This window comes from Collinsella sp. zg1085, from assembly GCF_018889955.1.
Taxonomy (GTDB): domain Bacteria; phylum Actinomycetota; class Coriobacteriia; order Coriobacteriales; family Coriobacteriaceae; genus Collinsella.
In genome coordinates this window covers 216,705-241,364 of record NZ_CP076545.1, presented here as the reverse complement: position 1 = coordinate 241,364, position 24,660 = coordinate 216,705, and the positions used below count along the sequence as shown (strand labels likewise).

At 49.1% G+C, this 24,660-nt stretch carries 24 protein-coding genes and 2 tRNA genes; 6 read left to right on the top strand and 20 right to left on the bottom strand.

From position 1 onward, the window contains the following. Positions 1 to 255: 255 nt before the first annotated feature. Both KPC83_RS01005 and serS read right to left on the bottom strand, forming a co-directional pair. A complete protein-coding gene (locus KPC83_RS01005) occupies positions 256 to 594 on the bottom strand; it encodes a hypothetical protein (protein WP_216278743.1) in 339 nt (112 codons plus the stop codon). 252 nt (positions 595 to 846) lie between these two features. Further along, positions 847 to 2,139, bottom strand: coding sequence for a serine--tRNA ligase (serS, locus tag KPC83_RS01000; protein WP_216278742.1), 1,293 nt, complete (start codon positions 2,137 to 2,139; stop codon positions 847 to 849). Positions 2,140 to 2,229: 90 nt separating this feature from the next. Here serS and KPC83_RS00995 point away from each other — a divergent pair, with 90 nt between their 5' ends. After that, a complete protein-coding gene (locus tag KPC83_RS00995) occupies positions 2,230 to 2,403 on the top strand; it encodes a DUF6724 family protein (protein WP_216278741.1) in 174 nt (57 codons plus the stop codon). 152 nt (positions 2,404 to 2,555) lie between these two features. Here KPC83_RS00995 and glyA read toward each other — a convergent pair whose 3' ends face one another. The 3 genes from glyA to KPC83_RS00980 all read right to left on the bottom strand — a co-directional run bounded on the left by glyA (position 2,556) and on the right by KPC83_RS00980 (position 4,408). Continuing rightward, positions 2,556 to 3,806: a serine hydroxymethyltransferase gene (gene glyA, locus KPC83_RS00990; RefSeq protein ID WP_216278740.1), complete on the bottom strand. Its 1,251-nt coding sequence runs from the start codon at positions 3,804 to 3,806 to the stop codon at positions 2,556 to 2,558. A gap of 136 nt (positions 3,807 to 3,942) precedes the next feature. Beyond that, positions 3,943 to 4,029, bottom strand: a tRNA-Leu gene (locus tag KPC83_RS00985). Between the two features lie 97 nt (positions 4,030 to 4,126). Then, positions 4,127 to 4,408 carry a PTS sugar transporter subunit IIB gene (locus KPC83_RS00980; RefSeq protein WP_216278739.1) on the bottom strand — a complete coding sequence of 94 codons (282 nt, stop codon included), beginning with the start codon at positions 4,406 to 4,408 and terminating at the stop codon, positions 4,127 to 4,129. 80 nt (positions 4,409 to 4,488) lie between these two features. Between KPC83_RS00980 and KPC83_RS00975 the strand changes: the two genes are divergently transcribed. After that, positions 4,489 to 4,573: transfer RNA gene (locus KPC83_RS00975), tRNA-Leu, on the top strand. 375 nt (positions 4,574 to 4,948) lie between these two features. On the opposite strand, the gene KPC83_RS00970 is transcribed toward KPC83_RS00975, so the two are convergent. Further along, positions 4,949 to 5,134: a hypothetical protein gene (locus tag KPC83_RS00970; protein ID WP_216278738.1), complete on the bottom strand. Its 186-nt coding sequence runs from the start codon at positions 5,132 to 5,134 to the stop codon at positions 4,949 to 4,951. A gap of 278 nt (positions 5,135 to 5,412) precedes the next feature. Between KPC83_RS00970 and KPC83_RS07230 the strand changes: the two genes are divergently transcribed. Next, positions 5,413 to 5,538 (top strand): hypothetical protein, encoded by a 126-nt coding sequence (locus tag KPC83_RS07230; protein WP_256441474.1) that lies wholly within the window; start codon positions 5,413 to 5,415, stop codon positions 5,536 to 5,538. Positions 5,539 to 5,935: 397 nt separating this feature from the next. Here KPC83_RS07230 and KPC83_RS00965 read toward each other — a convergent pair whose 3' ends face one another. The 12 genes from KPC83_RS00965 to KPC83_RS00910 all read right to left on the bottom strand — a co-directional run bounded on the left by KPC83_RS00965 (position 5,936) and on the right by KPC83_RS00910 (position 19,303). Further along, positions 5,936 to 6,922, bottom strand: a complete 987-nt coding sequence (locus tag KPC83_RS00965) for a hypothetical protein (RefSeq protein WP_253200937.1) — start codon at positions 6,920 to 6,922, stop codon at positions 5,936 to 5,938. Between the two features lie 88 nt (positions 6,923 to 7,010). Then, entirely contained in the window at positions 7,011 to 8,093 is a 1,083-nt protein-coding gene (locus KPC83_RS00960; RefSeq protein WP_216278737.1) for a septum formation initiator family protein, read from the bottom strand. A 167-nt stretch (positions 8,094 to 8,260) separates the two neighbouring features. Further along, positions 8,261 to 11,602 (bottom strand): family 20 glycosylhydrolase, encoded by a 3,342-nt coding sequence (locus tag KPC83_RS00955; protein WP_216278736.1) that lies wholly within the window; start codon positions 11,600 to 11,602, stop codon positions 8,261 to 8,263. Between the two features lie 420 nt (positions 11,603 to 12,022). Continuing rightward, the gene (eno, locus tag KPC83_RS00950; protein WP_216278734.1) at positions 12,023 to 13,312 is read right to left on the bottom strand and encodes a phosphopyruvate hydratase; all 1,290 of its coding nucleotides are present in this window, start codon (positions 13,310 to 13,312) and stop codon (positions 12,023 to 12,025) included. A gap of 150 nt (positions 13,313 to 13,462) precedes the next feature. Beyond that, positions 13,463 to 14,299, bottom strand: a complete 837-nt coding sequence (gene mazG / locus KPC83_RS00945; RefSeq protein ID WP_216278733.1) for a nucleoside triphosphate pyrophosphohydrolase — start codon at positions 14,297 to 14,299, stop codon at positions 13,463 to 13,465. Continuing rightward, positions 14,286 to 14,864, bottom strand: a complete 579-nt coding sequence (gene yfcE / locus KPC83_RS00940) for a phosphodiesterase (RefSeq protein ID WP_216278732.1) — start codon at positions 14,862 to 14,864, stop codon at positions 14,286 to 14,288. The genes mazG and yfcE overlap by 14 nt, the downstream gene beginning before the upstream one ends. Then, the gene (locus KPC83_RS00935; RefSeq protein WP_216278731.1) at positions 14,861 to 15,298 is read right to left on the bottom strand and encodes a hypothetical protein; all 438 of its coding nucleotides are present in this window, start codon (positions 15,296 to 15,298) and stop codon (positions 14,861 to 14,863) included. Before KPC83_RS00935 ends, yfcE begins: the two co-directional genes overlap by 4 nt. 44 nt (positions 15,299 to 15,342) lie before the next feature. Next, positions 15,343 to 15,714: an arsenate reductase family protein gene (locus KPC83_RS00930; RefSeq protein WP_216278730.1), complete on the bottom strand. Its 372-nt coding sequence runs from the start codon at positions 15,712 to 15,714 to the stop codon at positions 15,343 to 15,345. An 8-nt stretch (positions 15,715 to 15,722) separates the two neighbouring features. Then, positions 15,723 to 15,953: a hypothetical protein gene (locus KPC83_RS00925; protein WP_216278729.1), complete on the bottom strand. Its 231-nt coding sequence runs from the start codon at positions 15,951 to 15,953 to the stop codon at positions 15,723 to 15,725. A 101-nt stretch (positions 15,954 to 16,054) separates the two neighbouring features. Next, complete coding sequence (locus KPC83_RS00920; protein WP_253200936.1) at positions 16,055 to 18,268, bottom strand: heavy metal translocating P-type ATPase; 2,214 nt, start codon at positions 18,266 to 18,268, stop codon at positions 16,055 to 16,057. Between the two features lie 101 nt (positions 18,269 to 18,369). Further along, complete coding sequence (locus KPC83_RS00915; protein ID WP_216278728.1) at positions 18,370 to 18,639, bottom strand: DUF6110 family protein; 270 nt, start codon at positions 18,637 to 18,639, stop codon at positions 18,370 to 18,372. 229 nt (positions 18,640 to 18,868) lie between these two features. Further along, positions 18,869 to 19,303 (bottom strand): Hsp20 family protein, encoded by a 435-nt coding sequence (locus KPC83_RS00910; protein WP_216278727.1) that lies wholly within the window; start codon positions 19,301 to 19,303, stop codon positions 18,869 to 18,871. Between the two features lie 277 nt (positions 19,304 to 19,580). Here KPC83_RS00910 and KPC83_RS00905 point away from each other — a divergent pair, with 277 nt between their 5' ends. Beyond that, positions 19,581 to 20,054 carry a hypothetical protein gene (locus KPC83_RS00905; protein ID WP_216278726.1) on the top strand — a complete coding sequence of 158 codons (474 nt, stop codon included), beginning with the start codon at positions 19,581 to 19,583 and terminating at the stop codon, positions 20,052 to 20,054. A 49-nt stretch (positions 20,055 to 20,103) separates the two neighbouring features. Continuing rightward, the gene (locus KPC83_RS00900; RefSeq protein ID WP_253200934.1) at positions 20,104 to 21,318 is read left to right on the top strand and encodes a cysteine desulfurase family protein; all 1,215 of its coding nucleotides are present in this window, start codon (positions 20,104 to 20,106) and stop codon (positions 21,316 to 21,318) included. A gap of 11 nt (positions 21,319 to 21,329) precedes the next feature. Here the strand turns inward: KPC83_RS00900 and KPC83_RS00895 are convergent, their stop codons facing one another. Next, positions 21,330 to 21,569, bottom strand: coding sequence for a hypothetical protein (locus KPC83_RS00895; RefSeq protein WP_216278725.1), 240 nt, complete (start codon positions 21,567 to 21,569; stop codon positions 21,330 to 21,332). Between the two features lie 58 nt (positions 21,570 to 21,627). Further along, on the bottom strand, positions 21,628 to 23,322 hold the full coding sequence (locus tag KPC83_RS00890) for a phospho-sugar mutase (RefSeq protein ID WP_216278723.1): 1,695 nt from the start codon (positions 23,320 to 23,322) through the stop codon (positions 21,628 to 21,630). Positions 23,323 to 23,549: 227 nt separating this feature from the next. Here KPC83_RS00890 and KPC83_RS00885 point away from each other — a divergent pair, with 227 nt between their 5' ends. Further along, on the top strand, positions 23,550 to 24,578 hold the full coding sequence (locus tag KPC83_RS00885; protein ID WP_216278722.1) for a YitT family protein: 1,029 nt from the start codon (positions 23,550 to 23,552) through the stop codon (positions 24,576 to 24,578). The last annotated feature ends 82 nt before the right edge of the window (positions 24,579 to 24,660 follow it).

The following is a 24,660-nucleotide window of genomic DNA, read 5'->3' as shown; positions in this document are numbered from 1 at the left end:
GAGTGGCTATCTCAATCTCTACCGCTAAACCCTCGAAATCAACTACATTTTTACAATCAGTTCATCCATGGCTCTACCTAGTTCTGCTAAACGGTTTTCGTAATGTGGTTATCGAAGTTGATGTCTACAACAAAAACTAATAGCCGCTGACAATACATATAGCTCTGTGACACTTATCCAGACAGATTGAAAATCTCAGGCTGCTTGCGCACCGCCACACAATATGCCCTCAAATACGCCCGCAACATAAACACGCTATAGCTCCTTCTCATAAACAGGCACGGTAAGCTCATCAAACAGGTCACAAACTACCAAGCAAGCATCTGCTTCCATGCAAAGTGCCGCAAACATACGAGGGAGAGCATGAGCGCCTTCAAGCCCCAAGCGCTCTGCTGCATACGCAGCAGGCTGAGCATCAACGCCTATAACGTATTCATAAGGGCTTGTATCAAAGCACCAATGAGCAAGTGGCCCCTCATTAAGCTGATGAAGCTCAAATGCTCCCTCTGCTGTAGTGTGGCACCATATTTTGACATGGTCTTCTTGCACCCGTGATTCATGCAATATAGCTGCTGGCTCAAATAGGGCTTTCATCTCTCCTCCAAACGTATGTTTGATATAGATAGTATATCAAAAATAAGAACATGTGTTCGTATTTTTTGAAATTCTTCATCTCTTCATAGCAAAAGCGGACATCCCAGATGTCCGCTTTATCAAACAATCAGTACCTCACCACGCCAAGGCTTTAGATTGCGAAAACATCCCCTACTGATTGCAATACGCTCATTCCACTTCAGTACGGATATGCCACCCTATGATTTGCAGCTCATCTCGCACATATCGAGCTTATAGCTCCTCAGCGCTAATAACGTCGCATCCTATATATGGACGCAAGACCTTAGGCACCACCACAGTGCCATCTGCCTGCTGATAGTTCTCCAAAATAGCTGCCATAGTGCGTCCAGCCGGCAAACCCGATCCGTTCAATGTATGCACAAAGCGCGTGCCTTTGAACTGCTCAGGGTCGCGATACTTTATATTGGCACGACGCGCCTGAAAGTCCCCGCAGTTCGAGCACGAAGAAATCTCTTTATATGCATTATAACTGGGCAACCAAACCTCTACGTCATAGGTCTGACGCGCCGAAAATCCCAAATCGCCGGTGCAAAGCGCAATAACGCGATACGGCAGTTCAAGCTGCTGCAGCAGATACTCCGCCTCGGCAGTCATAGACTCAAGCTCCTCGTCTGACTGCTCAGGCGTAGCAAACTTAACCATCTCAACTTTATCAAACTGATGCTGGCGAATAATACCACGCGTATCACGACCTGCAGACCCAGCCTCTTCGCGAAAACACGGGGTAAACGCGGTATAGCGACGCGGCAGCGTATTGGCGTCCAAGACTTCACTGGCGTGTAAATTGGTTAACACTACCTCAGCAGTAGGAATCAAAAATTCGTCCTCGCCCACGTGATAAGCATCCTCTTCAAATTTAGGCAACTGACCGGTTCCAAACATAGTCTGGCGTTTAACTACAATAGGCGGCCACCACTCTTTGAAGCCGCGGCTCGTATGCACATCTAAGAAGTAATTGATAAGCGCACGTTCTAACCGTGCACCTGCACCACCAAGCACGGTAAAACGACTACCCGACAGCTTATTGCCGCGTTCAAAATCAAGAATACCTAGCTCGGTTCCCAAATCCCAGTGCGCTTTTGGTTCAAACCCCTCAGCAGCAAAATCGCGAGGTTCACCACAGCGGCGAAGCTCGGGATTCTCGTCCTCATTAACACCAACCGGAGTAGCCTCTCCTGGTAAATTAGGCAAATGAGCCATAAAGGTGTCTAATTCAGCCTCAAGTTGAGTGCGCCGCGCAGCAAGCGTCTCAATTTTCTCGTTAACCAAGCGAACCGCTTCTTTTGCAGCGTCTGCCTCACCCTTTTTACCCTCACGCATAAGCTGACCAATCTTTTTTGATTCAGCGTTGCGTGTAGCCTGCAACTCTTCTACCTCAGTAATAACCAGACGGCGCTCTCCATCAAGCGCGAAAAAATGAACACGATCCCACGAGGTCTGACGATTCGCCATAGCGCTATCAACAAGATCGGGGTTCTCGCGAACAAATTTAATGTCAAGCATCCTTGCCTCCAGTTCATGCTCAGGAATTTGCTTCAGCAAGTATATACTGGTAGACGTTCGCCGATAGTTTAGAATGCAAGAAGGCACCAGATGGACGATATTTTTAACTTTCTCTTTAATACTCGGTCAGGTTTTGCCGTACTTTTTATAGGCGGCATTGTGGTTTTTGCGCTTATTGCCGCCATTCTCGAGCATCGCACCCATCAAATGTATGTTGACCGTGGACCCAAAAACTCCGATGAAGAAGAAGGTTTCTGGAGTTAGTTTTGATACATAAGCTTATCTCGCGATAAAAAGCAGTAAAACTTGCTTTAACTAGTATCTTTCTCGGTATCTAAAAAATGCGCGGTAGCCACATCTCAATGACCACCGCGCATAAGCTTATCGCAGCAGATAATCCTACTTATTTACGCACGTTACAACTCCGGATACAAGGGGTGCGCACCGAGCATATCCATCACACGTGCGTGAACCTCAGCACGCACGGTTTCGTTTTCTGCATTAAAGACCACGCGAGCGATAAGCTCACCAATCTCACGGAACTCATCAGCGTTGAAGCCGCGCGTGGTACCGGCAGCCGAGCCTACACGAATACCACTTGTCACAAACGGAGAGCGTGGCTCACCCGGAATTGAGTTCTTATTGACAGTTAAACCTGCTTCTTCAAGCAGTTTCTCAGCAGCTTTTCCGGTTACGTCTGCAGCACTTAAATCAACCAAGCAAAGATGATTGTCGGTTCCACCAGAAATCAAGCGCAGTCCGCCTGCTTGCAGTCCCTCGCCCATCGCAACAGCATTTTCTATTACCCGGTCGGTATACTCAGCAAACGACGGCTGAAGAGCCTCGCCAAAAGCAACCGCTTTACCAGCAATAACATGCATCAAAGGGCCACCTTGTGTGCCTGGGAATACTGCTTTGTCAATAGCTTTTGCTAGCTCTTCGTTGTTGGTTAGAATAAAGCCGCCGCGCGGTCCGCGCAGAGTCTTATGGCTTGTTGAGGTCACTACATCGGCATAAGGTACCGGAGACGGGTGACGACCAGTAGCAACCAGGCCCGCGATATGCGCCATATCAACCATGAACTTAGCACCCACCTGATGCGCAATCTCTGCCATGCGCTCGAAATCAATGAGACGCGGATAGGCTGATGCGCCGCCCACAATAAGCGCAGGGCGCTCAGCTTGAGCAAGACGTTCCAGCTCATCGTAGTCAATAGTTTCGGTCTCAAGATTGAGCGGATACGGAACAAATCGATACAGTTTGCCCGAAAAATTTACCGGACTTCCATGTGTGAGGTGGCCGCCTTCATCGAGACTCATGCCTAAAACGGTATCCCCCGGCTGAATAAGCGCTGCATAGGCGGCTAAATTTGCATTTGCGCCACAGTGAGGCTGTACATTGGCATAGCCTGCGCCAAACAGTTTACATGCCCGCTCACGAGCTAAATCCTCAACAAGGTCAACCTTTTCGCAACCACCATAGTAGCGATGACCGGGATAACCTTCCGCATATTTATTTGTCAATACTGTGCCCATTGCCTCAATAACAGCGGGACTTGTAAAGTTCTCAGATGCAATGAGCTCAATAGTACCGCGTTGACGGTCAAGCTCTTGGTCAACTGCGGACGCAACCGCAGGGTCAACAGAACGAAGGTGCGTGAGTTTCATGTAACCTCGCTTAACAAAGACTGCCACAACAGCAGTTCGGTGAGTATCCTCATTGCAAGAATATGCTAGGAATGTATCTGTCACGTGATGGTAATAAGAAACAAAAAAGCTCCCGAAATGGGAGCTTAAAATCCAATGGTGCGGGCGAAAGGACTTGAACCTTCACGAGCCGAAGCCCACTAGCACCTGAAGCTAGCGCGTCTGCCAATTCCGCCACGCCCGCAAGCACCGTATGAGTTTACACTACTGTATGTGCTTTCGCTAGAGGAAAATTTGAGAGTACGCGCAAAAGCTGCATGCTAAAACGCGCCAATTGGCACTTATGCCATCAATGCCAGAATCTGCTTTTCAGCATCAGCTTTACCCATGCCCGTTAAAAAGGGTACGCCACTTACATAGGCGCAGGTTACACCAGCAGGCGCAACTGTAGTAGCAACCAATACATCAGCATCAGCACAATGCTCGGCGGCCTCTGAAATAGGACACTGAACAATCTCATACTGACCTTCATAGCCGTGTTCATCGAGTAAGGTGCTTACGCGCTTTGCCACGGCACTTGAGGTTGCAATCCCTGCGCCACAGGCTAAAACGAACTTCTTCATACAAAACTCCTTCCAAAGTTGCCACACTTCAAAATAGTGTATACCCTAAAATCGTCTTTGCGTGGTAGACTATTGCCTGCGGGGGCGTGGCGGAATTGGCATACGCAGGAGACTTAAAATCTTCGGCCTTCGGGATTGTGGGTTCGAGTCCCACCGCCCCTACCACCTTGTTTTGTTGATAAAACTATCATCTACCTGCAGAAATATAATAACTGACTGCATGTCTTACTGATGAATTTCCTAAAAGCTTTACCATCTTTTATCAGGCATTATAATTTGTGGGCACATTTTGTGGCACAGATTTGGCACGCGCCTATGCAAAACGTGGTCAACCAAGCGTTCAAGCAAGCAGTACCTGTAAACGTCTATGACGAAGATATTCCATTTTAAGGAGAAATATTACGCTCTTGAGCATTGTGAAGACGCAGCGGACAAACTTAATATGGATACGGAGTAACATCAAGTACCTAAAACGTGCAAGAGCGGGCAGGAGTTTGCACACTCGTGTCCGCTCTTATTAGATTGACCATGCTAGGCGCTCTAGTCTCTTTTCTTGCGCTCCATATCCTCACGAACTAATCGCTTGAGATAACCTTGCTTATTGTCTTGAGCGTCGAGCCATTGAATAAGGTCAGCATCAACGGGAGACAACGAAAGATTATAGTTCCTTATATTCTTTTTTCTGTAATTGTTAGTTGCACGTTTTTGCGCGTCTGAGGTTGGCATGACTAGTTCCTTTCATCGTGTATAAGCTCGTAAATATTATGCCAATAGATAAGGGCAATTGAAGTAGTAAACAATAAGTTATTCCAGCTCAAGCACTACATGCTCCTCATGCTTAAGATACCCAGATTGATAAGAAGTAGTTATATAAATTGAGGGAGTAAATACCGAGGTTTCAACTATGGTTTGAGCTACAATAATTAACGGCAAAGACGCAGCAACCTTTAAGTAGGTAACCACGTGCTGGGCAGCGCCTACTCTTTAGAGAGGAGGTGATGCTCATGGAGTTATTGATTGAATTGCTCAAGCTAGCTACAGCGTTAGTTGGACTAGCAGCAGCTTTGATGAAACTTCATACCAAAGCGCGGGGTCAGTCCCGTTGTAAAGTAAAGAAAAACCGCCGTTAGCGCGGCGGTCTTACTCAAACAACGACGCTGCCCAGCTATGACGAACGTGGGCTGCCGTCGATGCCATTGTACCCTAAAGAAAACGAAAAATAAACAGGTTGAGCACAAGATTTTGCGCTGCCCTCTTTTTCTAAATACGTTAGCTTGCACTACGTTGAAAAACCCAATTCAAGTAAGCAATAATATTAAAAAGGAATACTTATTCAGAATAAAAGAGGGGTTAGACCCCCCCGCTAAACGGGTCGGCGGGGAAACCCCTTCTTTATTGAAAGATAGCACAGAAAACACCAATTCAGGCTTTATACATATCTTGAGCAAAACAAGAAAAATGAGGCCGTTTCTCATTTTCCTGCATAGGTATTCCTTACAGACAGTCGAGGCGTACCCCATTTGCTTATTATAACCGTGACAACTCAGGCTGCCAAGCAAGACTTAATACCTGCCCATCTAAGTGTTCAAAAACCACCGTTGCAACGCCAGCAAGCAGACTGCGCTCGCTAATAAAAAGCTCTTCAAATTCACCTCTACGCATGAGTTCTCGCACAATAATGGCACCACCGCGAATAACAGGCACCCGCTCCGGCTGAATACCTGGAAACGAGGCTATCTCTGCGTAATGCATACCCTTTGTAACTGCCAGAAATTCCTCAACCTCATGAAACGACAGACGATACCCATGCACAAGCTTTGCATCGTAGCTTTCTAATTTCATGCGCATAGCTGCCAGCGTGGTAACAGTCCCTCCCACCGCCAGTAACCGCTGTGGAATCTGCCCGCATTCACGCACAGCCTGCCAATACGGAATACACAGCTGCGCAACAAAACTTGCTGCAGCATCAATTTCACCTTGTAACAAAGGTCCATCATGCAGATAGCGCTCAGTAATACGCCGACAACCCACGTTGAGCGAGACTAGATTATCAAATTCAAGACCCCGCCCCAGCATAAGCACGCCTGATGCTAGCTCAGTTGAGCCTCCACCCGAATCGGCAACAACAATATGCTCCTGTACTGCATCACCTGCCACACCCAAAAACATAAGCTGAGCCTCAAGCTCACCTGAAATAACCTGTGGCTTAAGACCAAGGTCTTGCAATCCATGCAATAAATCATCACTGTTTGAAGCATCACGTGCAGCACTGGTAAGTGTTACGCAAACTGCATCAGCATCAAACTCACGAATATCACGACAATAATCTCGACAGCATGTTAGAACACGATCAACTGCTGCTGGTAAAAATGCCCCCGTGGCATCAACACCCTCACCGAGATTTGTAATCACCGTTTTTTGGGTAGGCACCATATCAAAAGCGTGTCTCATATGCGCCATACTCAAGCGCGTTGAAACGGTACCAATATCTATCGAAGCCACACGATAACCCACGAAGCAAACCTCCCGTATCCCCTTGTGCCGGCAAATCTCAAATTCACAGCAAGGTGTGCGCACAGAGACAAATAAAACGTACAACACGCTAAGAACTTGAGGCGCTTCCCTGCATTGAACCCTGTCTGCCTGCAGAAACAACTGCCTGCCCCTCAGTTCCAGAGTAAAAGAATAAGGTGTCTAACAAACGATAGAACCAAGGGGAGTTCTCATAGACATGACGCACAGCATCTTCAACCTCTGCAGCTGTTTTAGGTACACGCGATGTTTTATTCTTATCCGCCGACGAAGATACTGATTTTTTGCCTGTTATCTGAGGATGAGAGGCGGTATCTTCTTTTCTGATTGAAGCGTCTGTACCTGATTGGTTTTCGCCCTCAGGTGTTTTGGATGTGTCGCCTTCCTCTGCCGAGTTTTCATCAGACTCATCACCGTTCGCACCAAGTTGTTGCTCCGCTTTGTCCTCTGTCTGAGCGTTACTTTTCTCAGGTGGAAGTGGGTCCCCGTTTTCGTCAACACCTACAAGGTCAACACGCGTCTCACCCTCTTTTACCATGCCAAATTTGGTGCGCGCGGTATCCTCAATACCTTCATTTGAGAGATAGGAATTAACCTCTTTTTGAAGCATTTCATTATAGGCACTGCGAATCTTGAGCTGCTCTTGCAGCAAACCATGATTGCGATGAGCAATATACATATCCCGAACGGGAAAATAAAGACCAAATACCACCGATGCAATCACGATAAGATAAAACAGCACACGATACGGTCCGGTGACTATATGATATAGCGCCTGTACAGCCGCATTATCATTTGCATACTGCATAAATCCTGCACGTCTCGAAGCAGCCCTTGAGCTCTTGTCCACTTTAGGCGTCGATTGTGTTGAGGCAACACGTGCGTCCCGACTTGTTGAAGGGCGACGAGTACCCTTGTCAGCTCCTTTTTTGTCAGTACGCCTAGTCTCACGAGCACTCCGCGTACTACTCGTGTCACCTTCTATCCGCGTTCGCTTTTGCTTGGGCTTTTTCACACGTGCACGACCCAAAGATTCAACAGCAGCAGACAAATCACCTGTTACGTCTGCCTCTAGCCGACGTCCACGCTCGGTTGTCCTCTGTGAGCTATCCTCATGTACTGAAAAGCCTCGATTGTTACTAAATCTATCCATGTTGCGCCTTGTGTGGTTGCAGTGTGTTTGCGCGTGCTCAGCTAGCTTACCACGCAGAAGCCGTTTGCAAGCTCATCACACAAAATGCCCCGGTCTTGCCAGCACGACTGTGCAACAAAACTGGGGCATCGCGAGCTGTCTCAAATATCTTTTAGAGGCTTATCGCATCAATCACGACGAGGACGACCAAGCAAGTTCGCAGCTCCAAGAGAAACAACAGCGAGCATAAGCACCACAGTCATAAGAGCAGTAACGCTATCTCCTGTCTTGGGAAGCATCACGCGATTAGCCTTAGGCTTATTGAGTTTGTTGGTCGGGTTTGAATGCTTGTCTACCTTTCCACCTGAATCCTTTGCACCAGCTAGGTCTGTAGAAGCGGGCGTATTTGGGCTCGTATTCTCCACGTGAACCGCAGGGTCATGCGTACCCGCAGCCTCTGAAGCAGTAGAGCCTTCTGAAACTGTAGGATTATCTGAACCAGGAACAGTCGTCGTATCGCTCGGAGCCGTAGAATTACCTGCATCTGGAGCCACAGAGGTGCCAGAATCAGGAGTCGTAGAGCTACCTGTATCCGGAGCCGCGGGGGTACCAGAATCAGTGGTTATAGAGCTGCCCGCATCAGGAACCGAGGAATTACCCGTATCAGGTGCTGCAGGATTACCTGTCTCCGAGCTTGTAGAGCTATCCGAGCCAGCAGCACTTGCCACGCGAACCATAAACTCATGTGCACTCGTTGTACCAGTGTAGGCACCCATACCACGCGCAAGCACCGTTGCAGGGCCTTCGTCGGTATTCCCCTCATACTCAAGGGTGTAATCTTTCCCGTACTCAAGAACCGTTCCCGCATCAGCAGCTGCCGAGCGCAACGCCGCACCACTCGGAAGCGTTACCGTAACCTTGGCAGGGTCAAACATCGCTGGGTGCTCAGCATCAACTGCTGCAACCTCAAGCACCGGAGGAGCGCTAAACTTTGCAGCAGCAAGATTAATGAGCGTCGGCGCAGGCTTTGCGCGCACCGTACAAGTAACCGTATCGCTTACCGTTTGGTCGCCAACACTAAACGTTACGGTGCCACTATGCGTCCCCTCTTCGGGCAAGTGAGCCAAAACAAGCTCCCATATACCATTTTGTGCACGATTATTATTGTTATTAGGATTGGGCGCCTGATAGGGTCTCGTCTGCTTGATTACAAGCTCGGTAGCTGACCCATTATCCCAAGTAAGTTTTGCTGTTACAGCGTCTGCTGCGGTCATAGGCAGATAGGCATATGCAATCGTATGCCCACCCTCATCACCAACCGTAGCCGTAAGGTTTGTGCCAGCAATAATCGCCCTATTTACCAAACCATCTTCGGCATAAAAATCTGCTCCGTGAAGCGTAAGCGCAGGTACAGTGGCTGCCAAGCGACGCTTAAGATCGGCAAGCTTACCAGTACGGCGCGCCTGCGGACTCCAACCAACCTCAGCAAGTGCCATAGCACGCGGATAAGAAGGCATGAAGAAGTCCTGAATACTGCGAACATGCTCGTTCCACATAGCGCCTTCAACACCGCGCAGCGCGTCCTCACTAACACCCATCATTGCAACAGGATCGTAATCATAGAAACCAGAAAGATTGGCGTTGCCTGCCCACGTGGCACCCCAAATTGATGCGCCTGCCTTCTGCGGGAAATATGCCTGAGCAGCACCAGAGAAGATGACTTTTGCAGCCTTGGAGCTCACAACATTTGTAGTTGGGGCTTTCTGACCAGTCCAATACTGAATAGTATCGTTTTCTTTAATCTCACCGCCACCTTGTGCCCATTCGTTCCAACCAATAGGCAAAAGACCCTTGCCGCGCAGCATCTCGCCTGCCTTGGTAAGGAAGCGGCCAGCAGCGCCTGGAAGCTTCTGGTTCATTGCGTGAGTCTCGTCACCACCCATGTGGAAAAACTTCGAACCGGTTATCTTTGAAACTTGGTCAACTACGTGGTTTAGGAAAGTCCAGGTATTCTCACTCGTAGGATCAAGGTAGGAATTACCCACGTTGCCACTACTCTGATTTGGCGCCGTAATATAGTGCGCTGGATCGGTGATGAGTGCACCCGTATCTGGGTCAACGGTTCCATTATGCGATGACCCCGCTGAGTTCAACTCGGGGATAGCGTGCAGAATAGCCTGCGAATGCCCAGGCATATCAATCTCGGGAACTACCTCAATATGATGCGCCGCTGCATACGCCACAATTTCGCGCAAGTCGTCCTGTGTATAGTAGCCAGGGACGCCGGGAATAGCTTGTCGTTCCGTGGTTCCCATAGCGGTCTTGCTAGAAATCTCTGTAAGACGTGTGTAGTCGATAGTGTCTCCCTCAACACGCCCTTCATTGGTAATCTCTATACGCCAACCCTGGTCATCAACTAAATGTAAATGCAGGTACGAGAGCTTATACATTGCCATGACATCAATAGACTGCTTGATTTCATCAACCGTAAAAAGAGAGCGAGCAGGGTCAAGCATAATACCGCGATACGAAAAACGTGGCGCGTCGTCAATAGAAAGAGCAGGTACCGTCCATGGCCCATTAGTAGTAAACGCCGCCACTGAGAACGGTCCAAAAAGCTGATACATAGTTTGAGCACCGTTAAACAAGCCATGCACTGAATGAGCTGTAAGTTGAATACCAGTGTTCATAACCCTGATTGCATACGCCTCAGACAAGGGGTCAGCGTCTGTGAGGGCAAACGTGATGTCTGCCACATCATCGGTGGAAGCTGCAACTACCGGCAGTTTGTAGCCCGTAGAGCGGCGAAGCGTCGTAGCAAACTTTTCAGCCTCAGCCACGGCATCACCGGTAGCAATAATCTCTGCCGCAGGGTCAAGCGTAAAATCCTCACCTTCAACAGGCGCATAACGAACCGGAGTTGGAACCACCGCTGGCAAATCTGATTCCTTCATTGGCGGCTTGCCCGCCCAAACGCCGTGAACCTCAACCTCCCAGATGCCTACAGACCATACGCTGTTTCGTGCCGTCACATGAACACGCACATGACGCGCAACCGCACCAGAAAGCTCCGTCTTAACCTGCTCAGAAGGACTTGTCTGCGTCACTGCAGGAGCCGCGGCGGTCCAATGCACGCCGTCATCTGAAGTCTCGATAGTATAGTTTGTACCGTACTGCTTACCCCACGTAACGGTTACGTCATCAATCTTGGCACGAGCACCCAAATCAACGGCAAGCCATACTTCGTCAGCTTTGTTAGCCGACCATCGGCTTGCATCTGGAGAGCGAAAGTTTGCGCCAACCTCGCGAAAAGTACGGTCACCGCCAATGTTGCCATCAATGGCAAGCTCAGGCCCCCACTTATCATCAAGCTCACGTCCTGAAGATGTAACACTACCGGTAAGCGCCAAATTCTGGGTGGCCTCTGCAGCCTGCGCTCCCTGAACAGCAAGCGGTAGTGAAAGAAGCACAAGCCCTACGAGTGCAACAATTGCCCTCCAGAATGATTGGCGGATAGTACGATGCCTCATATACTGCCCCTTTCAAGCAAAAGCACACGTGAGATTAGACGCAACATAAAACGTCGCCGTCATTGACAGAATCTCTTGATACCAATTCATCCTATATGTGATTCAGGTAATCGATTAAGCAAAAGGGGCATGCGTCGGCGAATGGTATGAAACACTAGGTAGACGGTATGAGCACGCACTCATGTGGTATTAACTTTTTAAGACCTGTTATATCGGTGAAGTAACTCAAACAGAATAGCGATGAAACCGAAACGTTCAGACAGACCCACGCATCGCGGTAAAGCGAGATGCAAGCCTACATAGCACGTGGAGCGTCTAAAAAGAAACTCCGGTACAAAGCCCACACGCGCTTGACAGTCAAGCGCAGCGAGCTTGATACCGGAGTTCTCAATGCCGGGTCAAACGACCCTCATAGTATTGCTATTTGATGTTGTAGAAAGCATCCTTGCCAGCATATTGAGCGCTGGTAAGCAGCTCGTCCTCAATACGGATAAGCTGGTTGTACTTAGCAATACGGTCAGAACGGCACGGAGCGCCCGACTTAATCTGACCAGCATTAGTTGCAACAACCAAATCAGCAATGGTGCTGTCCTCAGTCTCGCCCGAACGGTGAGACACAATGCAGGCATAACCAGCCTCTTTTGCAGTCTCAATAGCCTCGAGCGACTCGGTAAGCGTACCAATCTGGTTAACCTTGACCAAGATGGCATTTGCAGCGCCCAGCTCAATACCCTTCTTAAGGCGAGCAGTGTTGGTAACAAAGAGGTCGTCGCCAACCAGCTGAACCTTATTGCCAATACGACGGGTCAGCTCAACCCAGCCGTCCCAGTCCTCTTCGGCCATACCATCCTCAATGGAGATGATAGGATATTTCTCGACGAGGTCGCACCAATAATCAACCATCTCGGCTGAGCTCAGTGTACGACCCTCACCCTTAAGCTCGTAGTTGCCGGTTTCGGCGTTATAGAACTCGGTAGAAGCAGGGTCCATAGCATACATAAAGTCAACGCCTGGCTTATAACCAGCCTTCTCAACAGCCTTGGTAATGTACTCAAACGGCTCAGCGTTGGTCTTGAGGTTAGGAGCAAAACCGCCCTCGTCGCCAACACCGCCGCCAAGACCTGCCTCATGCAGAACTGACTTAAGCGTGTGATACACCTCAGCGCACCAACGAACACCCTCAGTAAAGGTAGGAGCGCCAACCGGCATAATCATGAACTCCTGGAAGTCCACGTTGTTATCGGCGTGAACGCCACCATTCAAGATGTTCATCATAGGCGTAGGCAAAAGGTGTGCGTTAACGCCTCCAAGATATTGATACAGCTCAAGACCAGCAGACTGAGCAGCAGCGCGTGCAACAGCCAGCGAGACACCGAGGATGGCATTAGCACCAAGGTTGGTCTTATTGGGGGTACCGTCAGCAGCAAGCAAAGCTGCATCTACTGCACGCTGGTCAAACGCATCAAGGCCAGTAACTGCCTCTGCACACTCTTTATTGACATGATCAACAGCCTTAGAAACACCCTTGCCCAGGTAACGATCCTTGTCGCCGTCGCGAAGCTCGCATGCCTCAAAAGCGCCGGTTGAAGCGCCAGAGGGCACCATGGCACGACCAAAAGAGCCGTCATCGAGTACAACCTCTACCTCAACGGTAGGGTTGCCACGTGAATCGAGCACTTCACGACCATAGACATCCAGAATCTCACTCATACAGGTCTCCCTTTCTGTAAGAAACATAATTCGGCATTTCCGGTTGCCGAATCAGATGTATCTATTATCCCCAATTTAGGGGTGTTATAGCACGAGAGCGGGCAAAATCACAGATGAACCTGATTGAAACGATTCAATATCACGTATTTTTTAGCCTTCAGCTTCAAAACGCTTAGCTTGCTCCCAAATTTCATTCATTTCTGCTGTTGAAAGCTCTTCGACGCCGCAGTGCCGTGCTTCTGCATGCGCTTCAATATGCGCCCATCGAGCCCGAAACTTTGACGTACTCGCTCGCAAGGCACTCTCAGCGTCAATCCCCTCACGCCGCGCGATGTTCACGAGTGCAAATAATAGGTTACCAAACTCACGAGCGCGGGCTTCAGTTTTTGGTTCCTCCGCCAAAAACTCTGAGCGCTCCTCATCTACCTGTGCCCAAATATCTTCGATAGTCTCCCACTCAAAACCTACTGATGCGGCTTTCCGTGAAACCTTTTGCGCTTGCATAAGCGCTGGTAAACTGCGCGGTACATCATCAAGAAGACTTTTATGCAAGCCTTTCTCTGCTGCTTGAGCCTTTTCTGCAAGCTTAACCTGTTCCCAGCTCTTAAGCGCTTCTTCGCCTGTTGCTGCTTGTACGTCACCAAAAACATGAGGGTGACGGCGAATTAGCTTCTCGTTAAGCTCACACATGATGTCGGCGCAAGTAAATTCTTGCTGGTCGTGTGCAATCTGTGACTGCAATACCACTTGCATGAGTACGTCGCCCAGCTCCTCGCGCAAATGCTCAATATCGCCCTGCTCTATACAGTCAAGCGCCTCATATGCTTCTTCAATAAGGTTTTTAGCAATACTTTCATGGGTTTGCTCGCGATCCCATGGACAACCATCAGGCTGGCGCAGCCGCCAAACCGTTTCTATAAGGGCTTGTGAGGCATCGCGTACATCAACAGGCACATTCTGAGGCGCGTGCGCATTACATTCCGGCATACTCTTCTACCTCGGTTTCTCCTAATATACGATGCGAAAACTGTCCATCTTGATAGACACCAAAGCTATGCGTCCCATCTTTAGGAATAGAAACGCTCCCTGGGTTAAATGCCCACAGCTCGGGATAGCGCACCATAGCTTCATTTACCTTATGGTGGGTATGACCAAATACAACTGCAGTGCCCGCACGAAGTTGTGGCAAACAATCAACACTATTGTGATAGCCTGCGCCAAATACATGCCCATGGGTAAAAAACAAGCTGCGTCCCCCTGAATCGACAAGCTCTGCAAAATCCGACATCAAGGGAAACGAAAGCACCATCTGATCAACCTCAGCGTCACAATTGCCCCGCACGGCAACTACCTGATAATCATTGGCTAGCTCACGTAATAAAGGGATAACCCGCTTAGGTGCATAATCTTTTGACAGATCGTTGCGCGGGCCGTGATAAAGCAAGTCGCCGAGCAGCACAATATGCGTAGGAGCCTCAGTATGAATTGCAGCAACGAGGCGCTCAGTCCAATACGCCGAGCCATGTATGTCAGAAGCAATTACAAGTTTCATAACGTAGTGTCTGTCTCTGCCTCAACTACAGCTTCTTCTACAAACTCAGGTGCCTCCTCATGTGTCGCCAGCGCTAACTGAGTACGCATTAAACGAACCAACAATGCCATAGCAACAACAATCAGAGCATTCATTGCAGCAGCAACAAGCAGCTGCCCATACTGCACAGCAACTATCACATGAGCCACATTGAATAGCAGGCTAACTACCAGCAAAGACAGCAGACGAGGTAGCCATGTAGGATTTGCCGATACCTTAGCGGCAAATACGCCAAGCATGAGCTCAAGCAGCGAAAGTGACCACAGTAGCGCCGCCTGAAGAGGTTGAAGATTTTCTCCTGAGCTGGCAAGTACCAGCGCGCTGATAATAAAATCAGCCGCTCCGCATATCATCAAAAACGCTGTTATCCGAAATCCGCGTTGAAGTTGAGACATCTCTGTCCTATCTCAATAAGGCTCTGTTAAACCTGAGAGCCACCTTACAGCAAACTGGTCGCCCAAACATCTTCCTTAAAGCCAACCAGTACCTGCTCGCCATCATCTACAACTACAAGCGGACGTTTTACCAGCATACCGTCAGTAGCAAGCAGTGCAAACATATCTGCCTCGCTCATGCCAGCATCGAGTTGAGCTTTAATGCCAAGCTCGCGATACTTCATGCCGCTCGTGTTAAAGAACCGACGCGGAGCTAAGCCCGAAGCGGCCTGCCATGCAGCAAGCTCATCAGCCGTGGGGCGCTCCTCCACTATATGGCGGTCGATATAAGCGATACCGTGCTCATCCAGCCATTTTTTTGCACGCTTGCAGGTTGTGCACTTTGGATATTCAAGAAATACGATATGTTTGTTCATGATGCCTCCTAAACGAGTGTAAAGCGTGACTTATCATCACTGAACTGTGGGGTCAGACGAATATCCGCTAAAAAGTTTGTGATAGATGCCTCTGCCGCAGCAAACTGGCTTGCATCACCTTCAAGCCACAGCGATTGTGCGCCACAGGCATCAGTTAAGTGCACTTTAACCGCAATCTGCTCATGTGCAAGGTGAGTATTCAAGTCTGCCACCTGAAATGGCGTAATAATTGCTCGCATAGCAATTCCCTTCTAAAAACTTACCCATCGCCCGTTGCTCACAGCATACCCCGCATGCACAAAGGCAATGCGAGCAAAGCTCAACTCAAAACTTCTGCCACTTATTCATAGGTTCGTGCGTTTCTCATACTGAGCGCAATAGTTGAACCATTATGAATAAGTGCGCTGGTTTGAGGTGTTAACGAGCCGGTAATTCCACCTGCAAGCAATGCTGAATTGATAGCAATAACCTGATTAAACGAGTTTTCCATGCGCACTTTAAGACCTTGTGAAAGACGACGCAATGCCACCAAAGAAGACAAATCGCCCTCAGTGAGCGTAATGTCAGCCACCTCTTTTGCAATAGCTGTGCCTGAGCCCATAGCTATGCCAACATCGGCTGCAGACAGGGCAGGCGAATCGTTTACGCCATCTCCAACCATAACCACACAGGCACCCTCAGCCCTGAGTTCTTCAATGATTGTATGCTTCTGCTCAGGAAGTAAATTTGCCCGAAACTCTGTAATTCCCGCCTCTTTTGCAATGCGGCGGGCAGCATGTTGATTATCGCCCGTCAACATAATGAGACGCTTGACCCCCAAACGCTTGAGCTCGGCTAAAGCCTCTGGCGTGCCTTCTTTGATAGGGTCCTCAACACCAATCACGCCGCGCAGCTCCCCATCAACCGCAAGGTACAGCGTTGAAAGACCAGTCATACGATTGGCAATTTGAGCCGCAGCTTCATCAGAAATTAGCACGCCCTCGTCCTGCACAACAAAATGCTTAGAGCCAATAACAACACGCGCACCATTGAGTGAGCTCGCGATGCCATGCGCCACAATGTAGTCAAGCTCAGCATGACGCTCACGATGCTTAAGGCCGGCCTGTGCAGCGGCATGCACCACAGCACGCGCTACGGGGTGCGGGAAATGCTCTTCAAGGCAGGCTGAAAAACGCAAAACCTCATCGGTTTCCCAGCCATCAAATCCTAAAATCTCTTTTACCTGCGGAGCAGCAGCCGTAAGTGTTCCCGTTTTATCAAAAACGATGGTATCAGCCTTAGCAAAGGTCTCAAAGTGTTTAGACCCTTTAACAATGAAGCCTTCCTGCGCACTCTGGCTCATGGCGGTAAGCACCGAAATTGCGCCTGTTAACTTGAGTGCACATGAATAGTCAACCATCAGCGCTGCCGAAGTTCGCTCAAGACTGCGTGTGGTGAGCGCGACAAGACCTGCAAGCAAAAAGTTCCAAGGCACAATAGCGTCTGCAAGATTTTCGCGACGCGCAAGTGATTCTGCTTTTAATCGCTCGGAGTTTTCAACTAAGCTCACAATAGAGCGCAGCTTGGTATCTTCTGCCGCCGCACGTACGCGTACAAATATCTCACCATCTTCAACTGCGGTGCCAGCAAAAACATCGTCTCCCTCGCGCCGCTCAATAGCAAGCGGCTCACCAGTAAGCGTAGCCTGATTAACCATGGCAAGACCTCGCTCAATCGTGCCATCAACCGGAATGGGCATACCAGTGCGAACTACAATCAGGCTCCCCTTTTCAAGCGTTGAGGCATGAACACGGCATTCTTCAGCTCCTCTCATGTCAGCATCGCCATCCGGCAACAACTGAGCGTACTCAGGAATATCAAGCAATGACGAGATAAGCTGATTCTGCGACTGCGCCCGCGTATAGTCTTCAAGCAAATCACCAAGCTGCAGCAATACCATCGTACCTGCCGCTGTCTTGAAGTCACCTTTAACAAACGAAATTCCGATAGCTGAGGCATCCAGCACCGGAACGTCGAGCCGCCCGTTTATGAGGGAACGCGCGGCCTCTGCAATAAAGTGGCGGTAGCTCCAAACCGCATAAAGAGATGATAGGGGCGCTGGTAAAAACCAACGACGCGCCATATGAGTGCCTAGAAGCCATGCAACATCCAAAAGCAGGTCATGCACGCGCGGTACCTGAGCTTCTGGATAAGCACGTCGCGTTATCTCAACATCATGAGCATTAATTGCAGCAAGTGCCGCAAGCGCCTCAGCGCGACCAGGGATGCTAGCAAAGGGGTCTTCAAGCAGCTCACCAGAGCAGCAAGGGCAGTCAGGGGCATGTGGAGTAAGAGCATGCACATGTTCATGAGCAGATGAGTCTGCACAATCATCGGTATTTTCTGCACAATACCGCACGGCAATTGAAGCCGCTCGCGGGTACACGCTTACATGCTGTATAACCGAATGCTCCATAAGCAAGCGAGTAAGCGCGCCAATATCCGCTGTGGGAACCCGCCCTTGAAGCTTCACGCGAATACGTCCGGGAACCTCATGCTCAATACTAAACTTCATGATTTGGTGTCGCTTTCCAAAGCCTTATCGACAAGCAGCCGCGGGTCGCTAGGAACACCGCGGCTGCTCTCACCTTGTTAAATTATAGATGTGCAAAAACCCTACGCATCAATATTGCATGCACATGCGTCTGCCTGAGCAGCCTCTTCAACCTGCTCGTTTAGATAGCCTGCCTCTGCAACAATATCGTCAACCTCAGCTTTTGCCTGCTCAACAATGTCTTGGTATCCGACCTTAGCACGCATACCAGCAGCAACGCCCTGAACAGCAAGATTGCGAACGCAGGTGCTTTTAAGAAGTTGAACGCCCACGGCTCCAAGCACAACACCCGCACCGACAAGTAACGCATGTGTTTTTGATACGCTAAACATTTCTACCTCATCCTTTCATCCCTGTTGTATATCAAGCAGGTGCATTTTTGTTTCCTAGCATCTATAGTAGGATAGTCTACACTGAATTTAAGGCACAAAGGCAGTAAATGTTTGCTGTTAAATAAGCTAAAGGGAGTTTGCTTATGGGTTCACATCGTTTTTGGGCATATGCCATGGTTGTTTGTGCTGTGATGGCACTGGTTACCGGACACCAATACGCCAAGCATGATTAGTCAATAACGACCTTCGTAACGCTTTGCTTCTCAACAAACTTTGGGACGCTTACCCTAAGCACCCCATCGGCATAGCGCGCCGACAAACCCTCGCTTGACGCATCCTTGAGATACACGCCACGTGTTGCTGCATATGCGCCAAACTCACGCTGCAAATAATTCTTGTTTTTATCTTCCTCAGACTCCTCAACACGTACTGAGATAGACAAACGACCCTCGTTAAGCTCAATATCAATGTTCTCTTTTGAGACGCCCGTTAGATAAGCCGTGACCTCATATGCCTCCCCTTGGTCCTCAACATCAAGAGGAAAAGCTTTGCTTGCAATGGTTGACTCAGAAAAATCCATCATGTCGTCAAATGCACTTAAAAGCGACTTTCTTACCAGTGGATTGATACCAAAAACTAAGCGATACGGATACAAACTCGTCATGTTAATCTCCTTTGACGAAAGGTGCCCTACGGGGCACCGGGCGGTTGTTCACTCCTACTATCCCCCAAGTTGTACCCTTGTATTCAAATTATCTTAGTGCCATAAAGTCATCAAATATGAGTGATAAAGACTTAGATATTATGTCTTACTGTCTGCAAACTCATATAAAGCAGATCTTCACATATGTGGAAACGCGCTTATGTTTGCTTCTACATGCCATATATCGCTGCAATTCCCAGTACAATGACATTATCTGTATCCTCGATAAAGGAAGTGTATGGAGCAACGCAATCACACCACGAGCAACATGCCTCGCGGCGATGATGCGCACACGCCACGCTCATGGGAGCGTATGCGGCCCCATATCTCTCAAGAACCTATTAGTGAGGATGAAACCACCTATACAACCATCAATCGATATACCACGCTTGAGCAGCAAAAACGTAGGCGGCGGCACATGGGAACTGCAAGTAGTGACCCTGACTATCTACCCTCAGTAAACACGGACAGCACGCAGTCTCAAGAGCAACGATTTGACACACATAGCGCAAGGCGGCCGCTTACAACCAAGAAAAGCCCAGCTCAACGGCGTACACTTCACTTTGACCGCTATCTTGAAACACCCAAGCCAGGAAAATCCATTTTCACAGCGCGTCAACATCGGTATGACACTCTCACAAAGGGCATACTTGCCCTGCTTATCTGTGTATCAACTATTTTGTTCACGCTTTGGTTTTTCTTTCTTAGATAAGCTGTCCATATCGCACAATGTTGTCTAAACCTCGATATAAGAGATTGTAATGATGCCATCTTCTTCTTGTAAACAACGCTATATCTATGCTGATAATGCAGCAACAACCCCACTTTCTGCTGCTGCTCGCACTGCTATGGAACCCTTTTTTACTGACATATATGCTAATCCCAGCGGTATTCATCGCCTTGCAAAACGAGCTGCTGATAAACTGTCACAGTTGCGCGAACAACTTGCAGCGTGCATACAAGCGCGTCCGCGTGAACTATATATCACCAGCGGCGGGTCAGAGTCTAACAATTGGATTTTACGCAGCGCGGCTGAGCAAGTCTGGCAGCAGCATGGCAGAACGGCTCAGCCTGTCATCATTACCAGCGCTATCGAGCATCATTCAGTCTTGCACTGCTGTACTGCCCTTGAGCAACAAGGGGTTGTTGTTGAGTATTTGCCTGTTGACCAGCAGGGGTTTATCTCGGTAACCGATTTAGACAATGCCCTCAAGCACCACAAACATCACGTTGCCTTAGTATCACTCATGCTTGCCAATAACGAAGTGGGAAGCATTGAGCCCATCGCCGAGCTTGCTGCATGCGCTCATGCTCACGGCGTGCGCATTCATACCGACGCAGTACAGGCGCTGGGGCATATTCCGGTTGATGTGACACAACTAGGCGTTGATGCCCTTTCGTTTTCTGCGCACAAGTTTCATGGTCCTTGTGGCATAGGCGGGCTTTATGTGCGCAGTGACATGCCCATGTTGCCTCTTATTGCTGGCGGCGCACAGGAGTATGGCATGCGTGCCGGAACCGAAAACCTCGCTGGCATGGCTGGCATGACAGCAGCTCTCGTAGAAGTCTGTAAGGAGCTTGGGGTTCGCTCAAATCACGTGAGCGTCGCTCGCGATGCACTTATCCAGGCCGTGCTTAACGCCGACGAACAGACCCAGCTGAGCGGACCTCGCCCAGGGGCACATCGTCTACCTTCACTCGCTTCATTTATATGTACCGATGTTGATGCAGAACTGCTGGTGGTTATGCTCGACCAAGCAGGCATAGCTGCAGCAACAGGGTCTGCCTGCGCAAGTGGCTCAACTGAACCCTCTCATGTTATCTGTGCCCTAGGGTACACCGATGCACGACAAAACCGAGGCTCGCTGCGGCTCTCTCTTTCCGATGATATTTCAGACGAGGACACCGCCTATTTGTGTGAGCACGTTCCTGCCGTCATCAAACGATGCCGCTTGCTCAGTGGCTCTACCCTATAAGGATTACCGACCTACTTACCATGCTTCTTGTTATATATTTTGAGAATGATTGCCGCCACAATGAGCGCTGCGCCAATACCAAGCGCAATCAGCACATACGAGAACGTGTCGTCACCCACACACGGTAAAGCACCAGTTGTTGGCAGCATGGTAAACAGCCAGCTTAGGCACACAGCACATAGCGCTACAACGGACACACGTGTACGCACGTCAAATGACACGTCCTTTACGTTTTCATACCTTATATTCATGGCTTCCTCGTATCTCTCTCACATGCTTATATACTGTGTGGTATCCATCAACGTGCAATTATGCCAACAACTCGCGACCAGCCGCTTCAAGACAATTGAGCGCATCTGTTGCTGAGCTCATCCGGTCACCGGTTGCAAAAACATACAACTTAACCTTGGGCTCGGTGCCTGATGGACGAACAATTAACTTGTTGCCGGTGCCTAAGTCAAACTCAAGTACGTCAGCCGTTGGTAAGCCATCAATCCCTTCTGCATAATCGCGCACGGTCTGCACTGGCATACCAGCAAGTGCTGCTGGCGGATTGGTACGTAGATGAGCCATAAGGGTTGCCATCTTTGCTGCACCCTCAGCTCCTGGATACGATAAGGCTACCGTCCGGTTAAGATAATACCCGTGCTGCTCATAGAGCGCTGTCATAGCGTCAGCCAAATTCATGCCACGAAGCTTGTAATACTGCGCCATCTCGCAGATGAGCAACGAAGCATTAACCGCGTCTTTATCGCGGACGTGGTCTCCGGTGAGATAGCCATAGCTCTCCTCAAAACCAAAGATAAAGCGCTCAGGTGTACCCGCATCAGAAAGAGCCGTAATGATGTCGCCAATGTACTTAAAGCCTGTTAGGCAACGGCGCAGCTCAAAGCCATATGTCTGGGCAATAGCATCAGTCATAGCAGAAGACACAATCGTGGTCACCGCTACCTTATTGGATAAAACCTCGCCCTGTTCAGCGCGCATTTTGCAAATATAATCCAACAGCAAAATACCCATTTCGTTGCCGGAAAGCAGTACATAATCCTCACCGCTCTTAACCGCTGTTCCCACGCGGTCAGCATCAGGGTCAGTTGCCAGCAGTAAATCAGGACCAAGCTTCTCACAAAGGTCAATACCTTTTTGCATAGCCTCACGAATCTCAGGGTTTGGATATGAACATGTTGGAAAATCACCGTCAGGATTGCGCTGCTCTTCTACCACACTTACATCCGTAATGCCTGCACGTTCAAGCACTGTGGTTACCGGGATGAGCCCTGTACCATTGAGCGGCGTATAGACCAGCTTAAGTGGAGCTTTTGCGCGATCTTGAGGAGTTAAGGTGCTTACCGATGTAGCTAGTACTGCATCGTAATATGCATCAAGAACCTGCTCATCAATCCACGTGATACGGCCCTCATTGACCGCCTGATTAAAGTCACACATACATACATCAGCAAAAGGGTCAGTTGCATGTATAGCATCTGAAATAGCAGCAGCAGCTTCACTCGTAATCTGGCAGCCATCAGGACCATATACCTTATAGCCATTATATGCAGCCGGATTATGAGATGCGGTCATGCAAATACCACCTGAGCAGGCAAGATAGCGAACTGCCCACGACAGTGTAGGTACCGGAGAAATTTGCGGGTACAGATATACCCGAATGCCATTTGCCGCAAGAATAGCGGCAGTTGTGCGCACGAAGAGCTCGCCCTTATTACGACTATCACGAGCAATGGCAACACTGGGTTCATCGAAGGTCTTTTTGAGATAGTCAGCAAACCCCTGCGTTGCACGGCCAACGGTATAGATGTTCATGCGGTTGGTACCTGCACCAATAATGCCACGCAAGCCTGCAGTACCAAAAGACAAATCCTTAAAGAACGCATCAGTAATTGCAGTGTCATCGTTAGAATCGCGCAGCTGTTCAAGCTCATGCAACAGCTCGGCATCCTGAACGTTTTCTAACCACGTGTTGAGCAATCCATGTACATCTACCATGTCAGACGTCCTTTCGCTACACCATAGACTTGCCTGTATGGTACAACGAATTTAGCTATTTGTGGGGGCGAAACCAAAGCTTAGCCATCTGGATGAAAAAAGATTGCCGGTGCGCTACGCTTTAACACCGCGCTGCACTCATGGCTCAACATATTCATATCGCTTCTTGGCATCGCCGCCAAAATCAAGGAAGATAACGCAAGCGCAACACATAATGAGGGGGTCTTATGCATCTCATAGAGCTCTATGAACGCCTGCTTTCGCTAGGTCGATTTGCCAGTGTAAGACGACTGGTAACCACACTTTGTGTTGTGTTGTCTGCCTTGTTACAGGCCTATGTTATTGAAGCGTTTATCATTCCAGCCAATCTGTTATCAGGTGGCTTTACCGGCGCAGCTATTCTTATTGACAGGACAACCTCACTGTTTGGAATTTCTATTCCTATTTCGGTTGGTATGCTTGCACTCAATATCCCCGTGGCTCTCGCATGTTGGAAAAGCATCTCAAAGCGTTTTGTAATTTTCTCAATGCTTCAGGTGGCGCTCTTAAGCCTCTTTCTTGAAATCTTTGAATTTCCGGCACTCTTGCCAGGAGATACCGTTCTTGAAGTACTCTTTGGCGGCGTACTCATTGGACTATCAACCGTTGTTGCCCTAAAGGGAGGGGCTTCAACCGCTGGTACTGACTTTATTGCATTGTTTGTTTCTAACCGCACGGGCAAAACTATTTGGACACCAGTATTTATTGGCAACTGCATCATGCTGCTTATTTTTGGGTCCATTTTTGGCTGGCGACCAGCTGCATACTCAATTGTGTTCCAATTCATTGCCACTAAAACAGTCGATGAGTTTTACCATCGCTATCAGCGCTCTGTGCTTTTAGTGACCACCAAACAACCCACTGAAGTCGCGCGCGCTTATACGCAAGAAATGGACCACGGCGCAAGCATCATCGATGCAACGGGTGCCTTTAGCGGAGAACCGGTCGGTATTATCCATGCAGTTTTGTCAACCTACGAAGTCAGTGATGCCATTAAGCTCATACGCTCCGTTGATTCGCGGGCGGTTATCAATGTTATGCCTAACGAGAACTTTGTTGGCAATTTCCGCCACGATGGCATTGACGAACCGCTTCCCACAAAAGTGAAGGCAACACCGCCGGTTGACCCTCTCTTGGCATCAATGGCTAAGCTTCGTCGCTACGCCGGTTTTAGACCCGGTATGGTCCAGCACGAAAAAAGACCACCCCAGAACTAGTCCCTAGAGTGGCCGTGGATTGTGTGCCTTGTGAGCACATTGGATAGGTAAAGATGGCATAGCCGATACAGCAGTGCAACAA

Bases quoted from the DNA above. Each gene is read 5' to 3' on its own strand.
- KPC83_RS01005 (WP_216278743.1), bottom strand. From the start codon at position 594: ATGAAAGCCCTATTTGAGCCAGCAGCTATATTGCATGAATCACGGGTG.
- serS (WP_216278742.1), bottom strand. From the start codon at position 2,139: ATGCTTGACATTAAATTTGTTCGCGAGAACCCCGATCTTGTTGATAGC.
- KPC83_RS00995 (WP_216278741.1), top strand. From the start codon at position 2,230: ATGGACGATATTTTTAACTTTCTCTTTAATACTCGGTCAGGTTTTGCC.
- glyA (WP_216278740.1), bottom strand. From the start codon at position 3,806: ATGAAACTCACGCACCTTCGTTCTGTTGACCCTGCGGTTGCGTCCGCA.
- KPC83_RS00980 (WP_216278739.1), bottom strand. From the start codon at position 4,408: ATGAAGAAGTTCGTTTTAGCCTGTGGCGCAGGGATTGCAACCTCAAGT.
- KPC83_RS00970 (WP_216278738.1), bottom strand. From the start codon at position 5,134: ATGCCAACCTCAGACGCGCAAAAACGTGCAACTAACAATTACAGAAAA.
- KPC83_RS07230 (WP_256441474.1), top strand. From the start codon at position 5,413: ATGGAGTTATTGATTGAATTGCTCAAGCTAGCTACAGCGTTAGTTGGA.
- KPC83_RS00960 (WP_216278737.1), bottom strand. From the start codon at position 8,093: ATGGATAGATTTAGTAACAATCGAGGCTTTTCAGTACATGAGGATAGC.
- KPC83_RS00955 (WP_216278736.1), bottom strand. From the start codon at position 11,602: ATGAGGCATCGTACTATCCGCCAATCATTCTGGAGGGCAATTGTTGCA.
- eno (WP_216278734.1), bottom strand. From the start codon at position 13,312: ATGAGTGAGATTCTGGATGTCTATGGTCGTGAAGTGCTCGATTCACGT.
- mazG (WP_216278733.1), bottom strand. From the start codon at position 14,299: ATGCCGGAATGTAATGCGCACGCGCCTCAGAATGTGCCTGTTGATGTA.
- yfcE (WP_216278732.1), bottom strand. From the start codon at position 14,864: ATGAAACTTGTAATTGCTTCTGACATACATGGCTCGGCGTATTGGACT.
- KPC83_RS00935 (WP_216278731.1), bottom strand. From the start codon at position 15,298: ATGTCTCAACTTCAACGCGGATTTCGGATAACAGCGTTTTTGATGATA.
- KPC83_RS00930 (WP_216278730.1), bottom strand. From the start codon at position 15,714: ATGAACAAACATATCGTATTTCTTGAATATCCAAAGTGCACAACCTGC.
- KPC83_RS00925 (WP_216278729.1), bottom strand. From the start codon at position 15,953: ATGCGAGCAATTATTACGCCATTTCAGGTGGCAGACTTGAATACTCAC.
- KPC83_RS00920 (WP_253200936.1), bottom strand. From the start codon at position 18,268: ATGAAGTTTAGTATTGAGCATGAGGTTCCCGGACGTATTCGCGTGAAG.
- KPC83_RS00915 (WP_216278728.1), bottom strand. From the start codon at position 18,639: ATGTTTAGCGTATCAAAAACACATGCGTTACTTGTCGGTGCGGGTGTT.
- KPC83_RS00910 (WP_216278727.1), bottom strand. From the start codon at position 19,303: ATGACGAGTTTGTATCCGTATCGCTTAGTTTTTGGTATCAATCCACTG.
- KPC83_RS00905 (WP_216278726.1), top strand. From the start codon at position 19,581: ATGGAGCAACGCAATCACACCACGAGCAACATGCCTCGCGGCGATGAT.
- KPC83_RS00900 (WP_253200934.1), top strand. From the start codon at position 20,104: ATGATGCCATCTTCTTCTTGTAAACAACGCTATATCTATGCTGATAAT.
- KPC83_RS00895 (WP_216278725.1), bottom strand. From the start codon at position 21,569: ATGAATATAAGGTATGAAAACGTAAAGGACGTGTCATTTGACGTGCGT.
- KPC83_RS00890 (WP_216278723.1), bottom strand. From the start codon at position 23,322: ATGGTAGATGTACATGGATTGCTCAACACGTGGTTAGAAAACGTTCAG.
- KPC83_RS00885 (WP_216278722.1), top strand. From the start codon at position 23,550: ATGCATCTCATAGAGCTCTATGAACGCCTGCTTTCGCTAGGTCGATTT.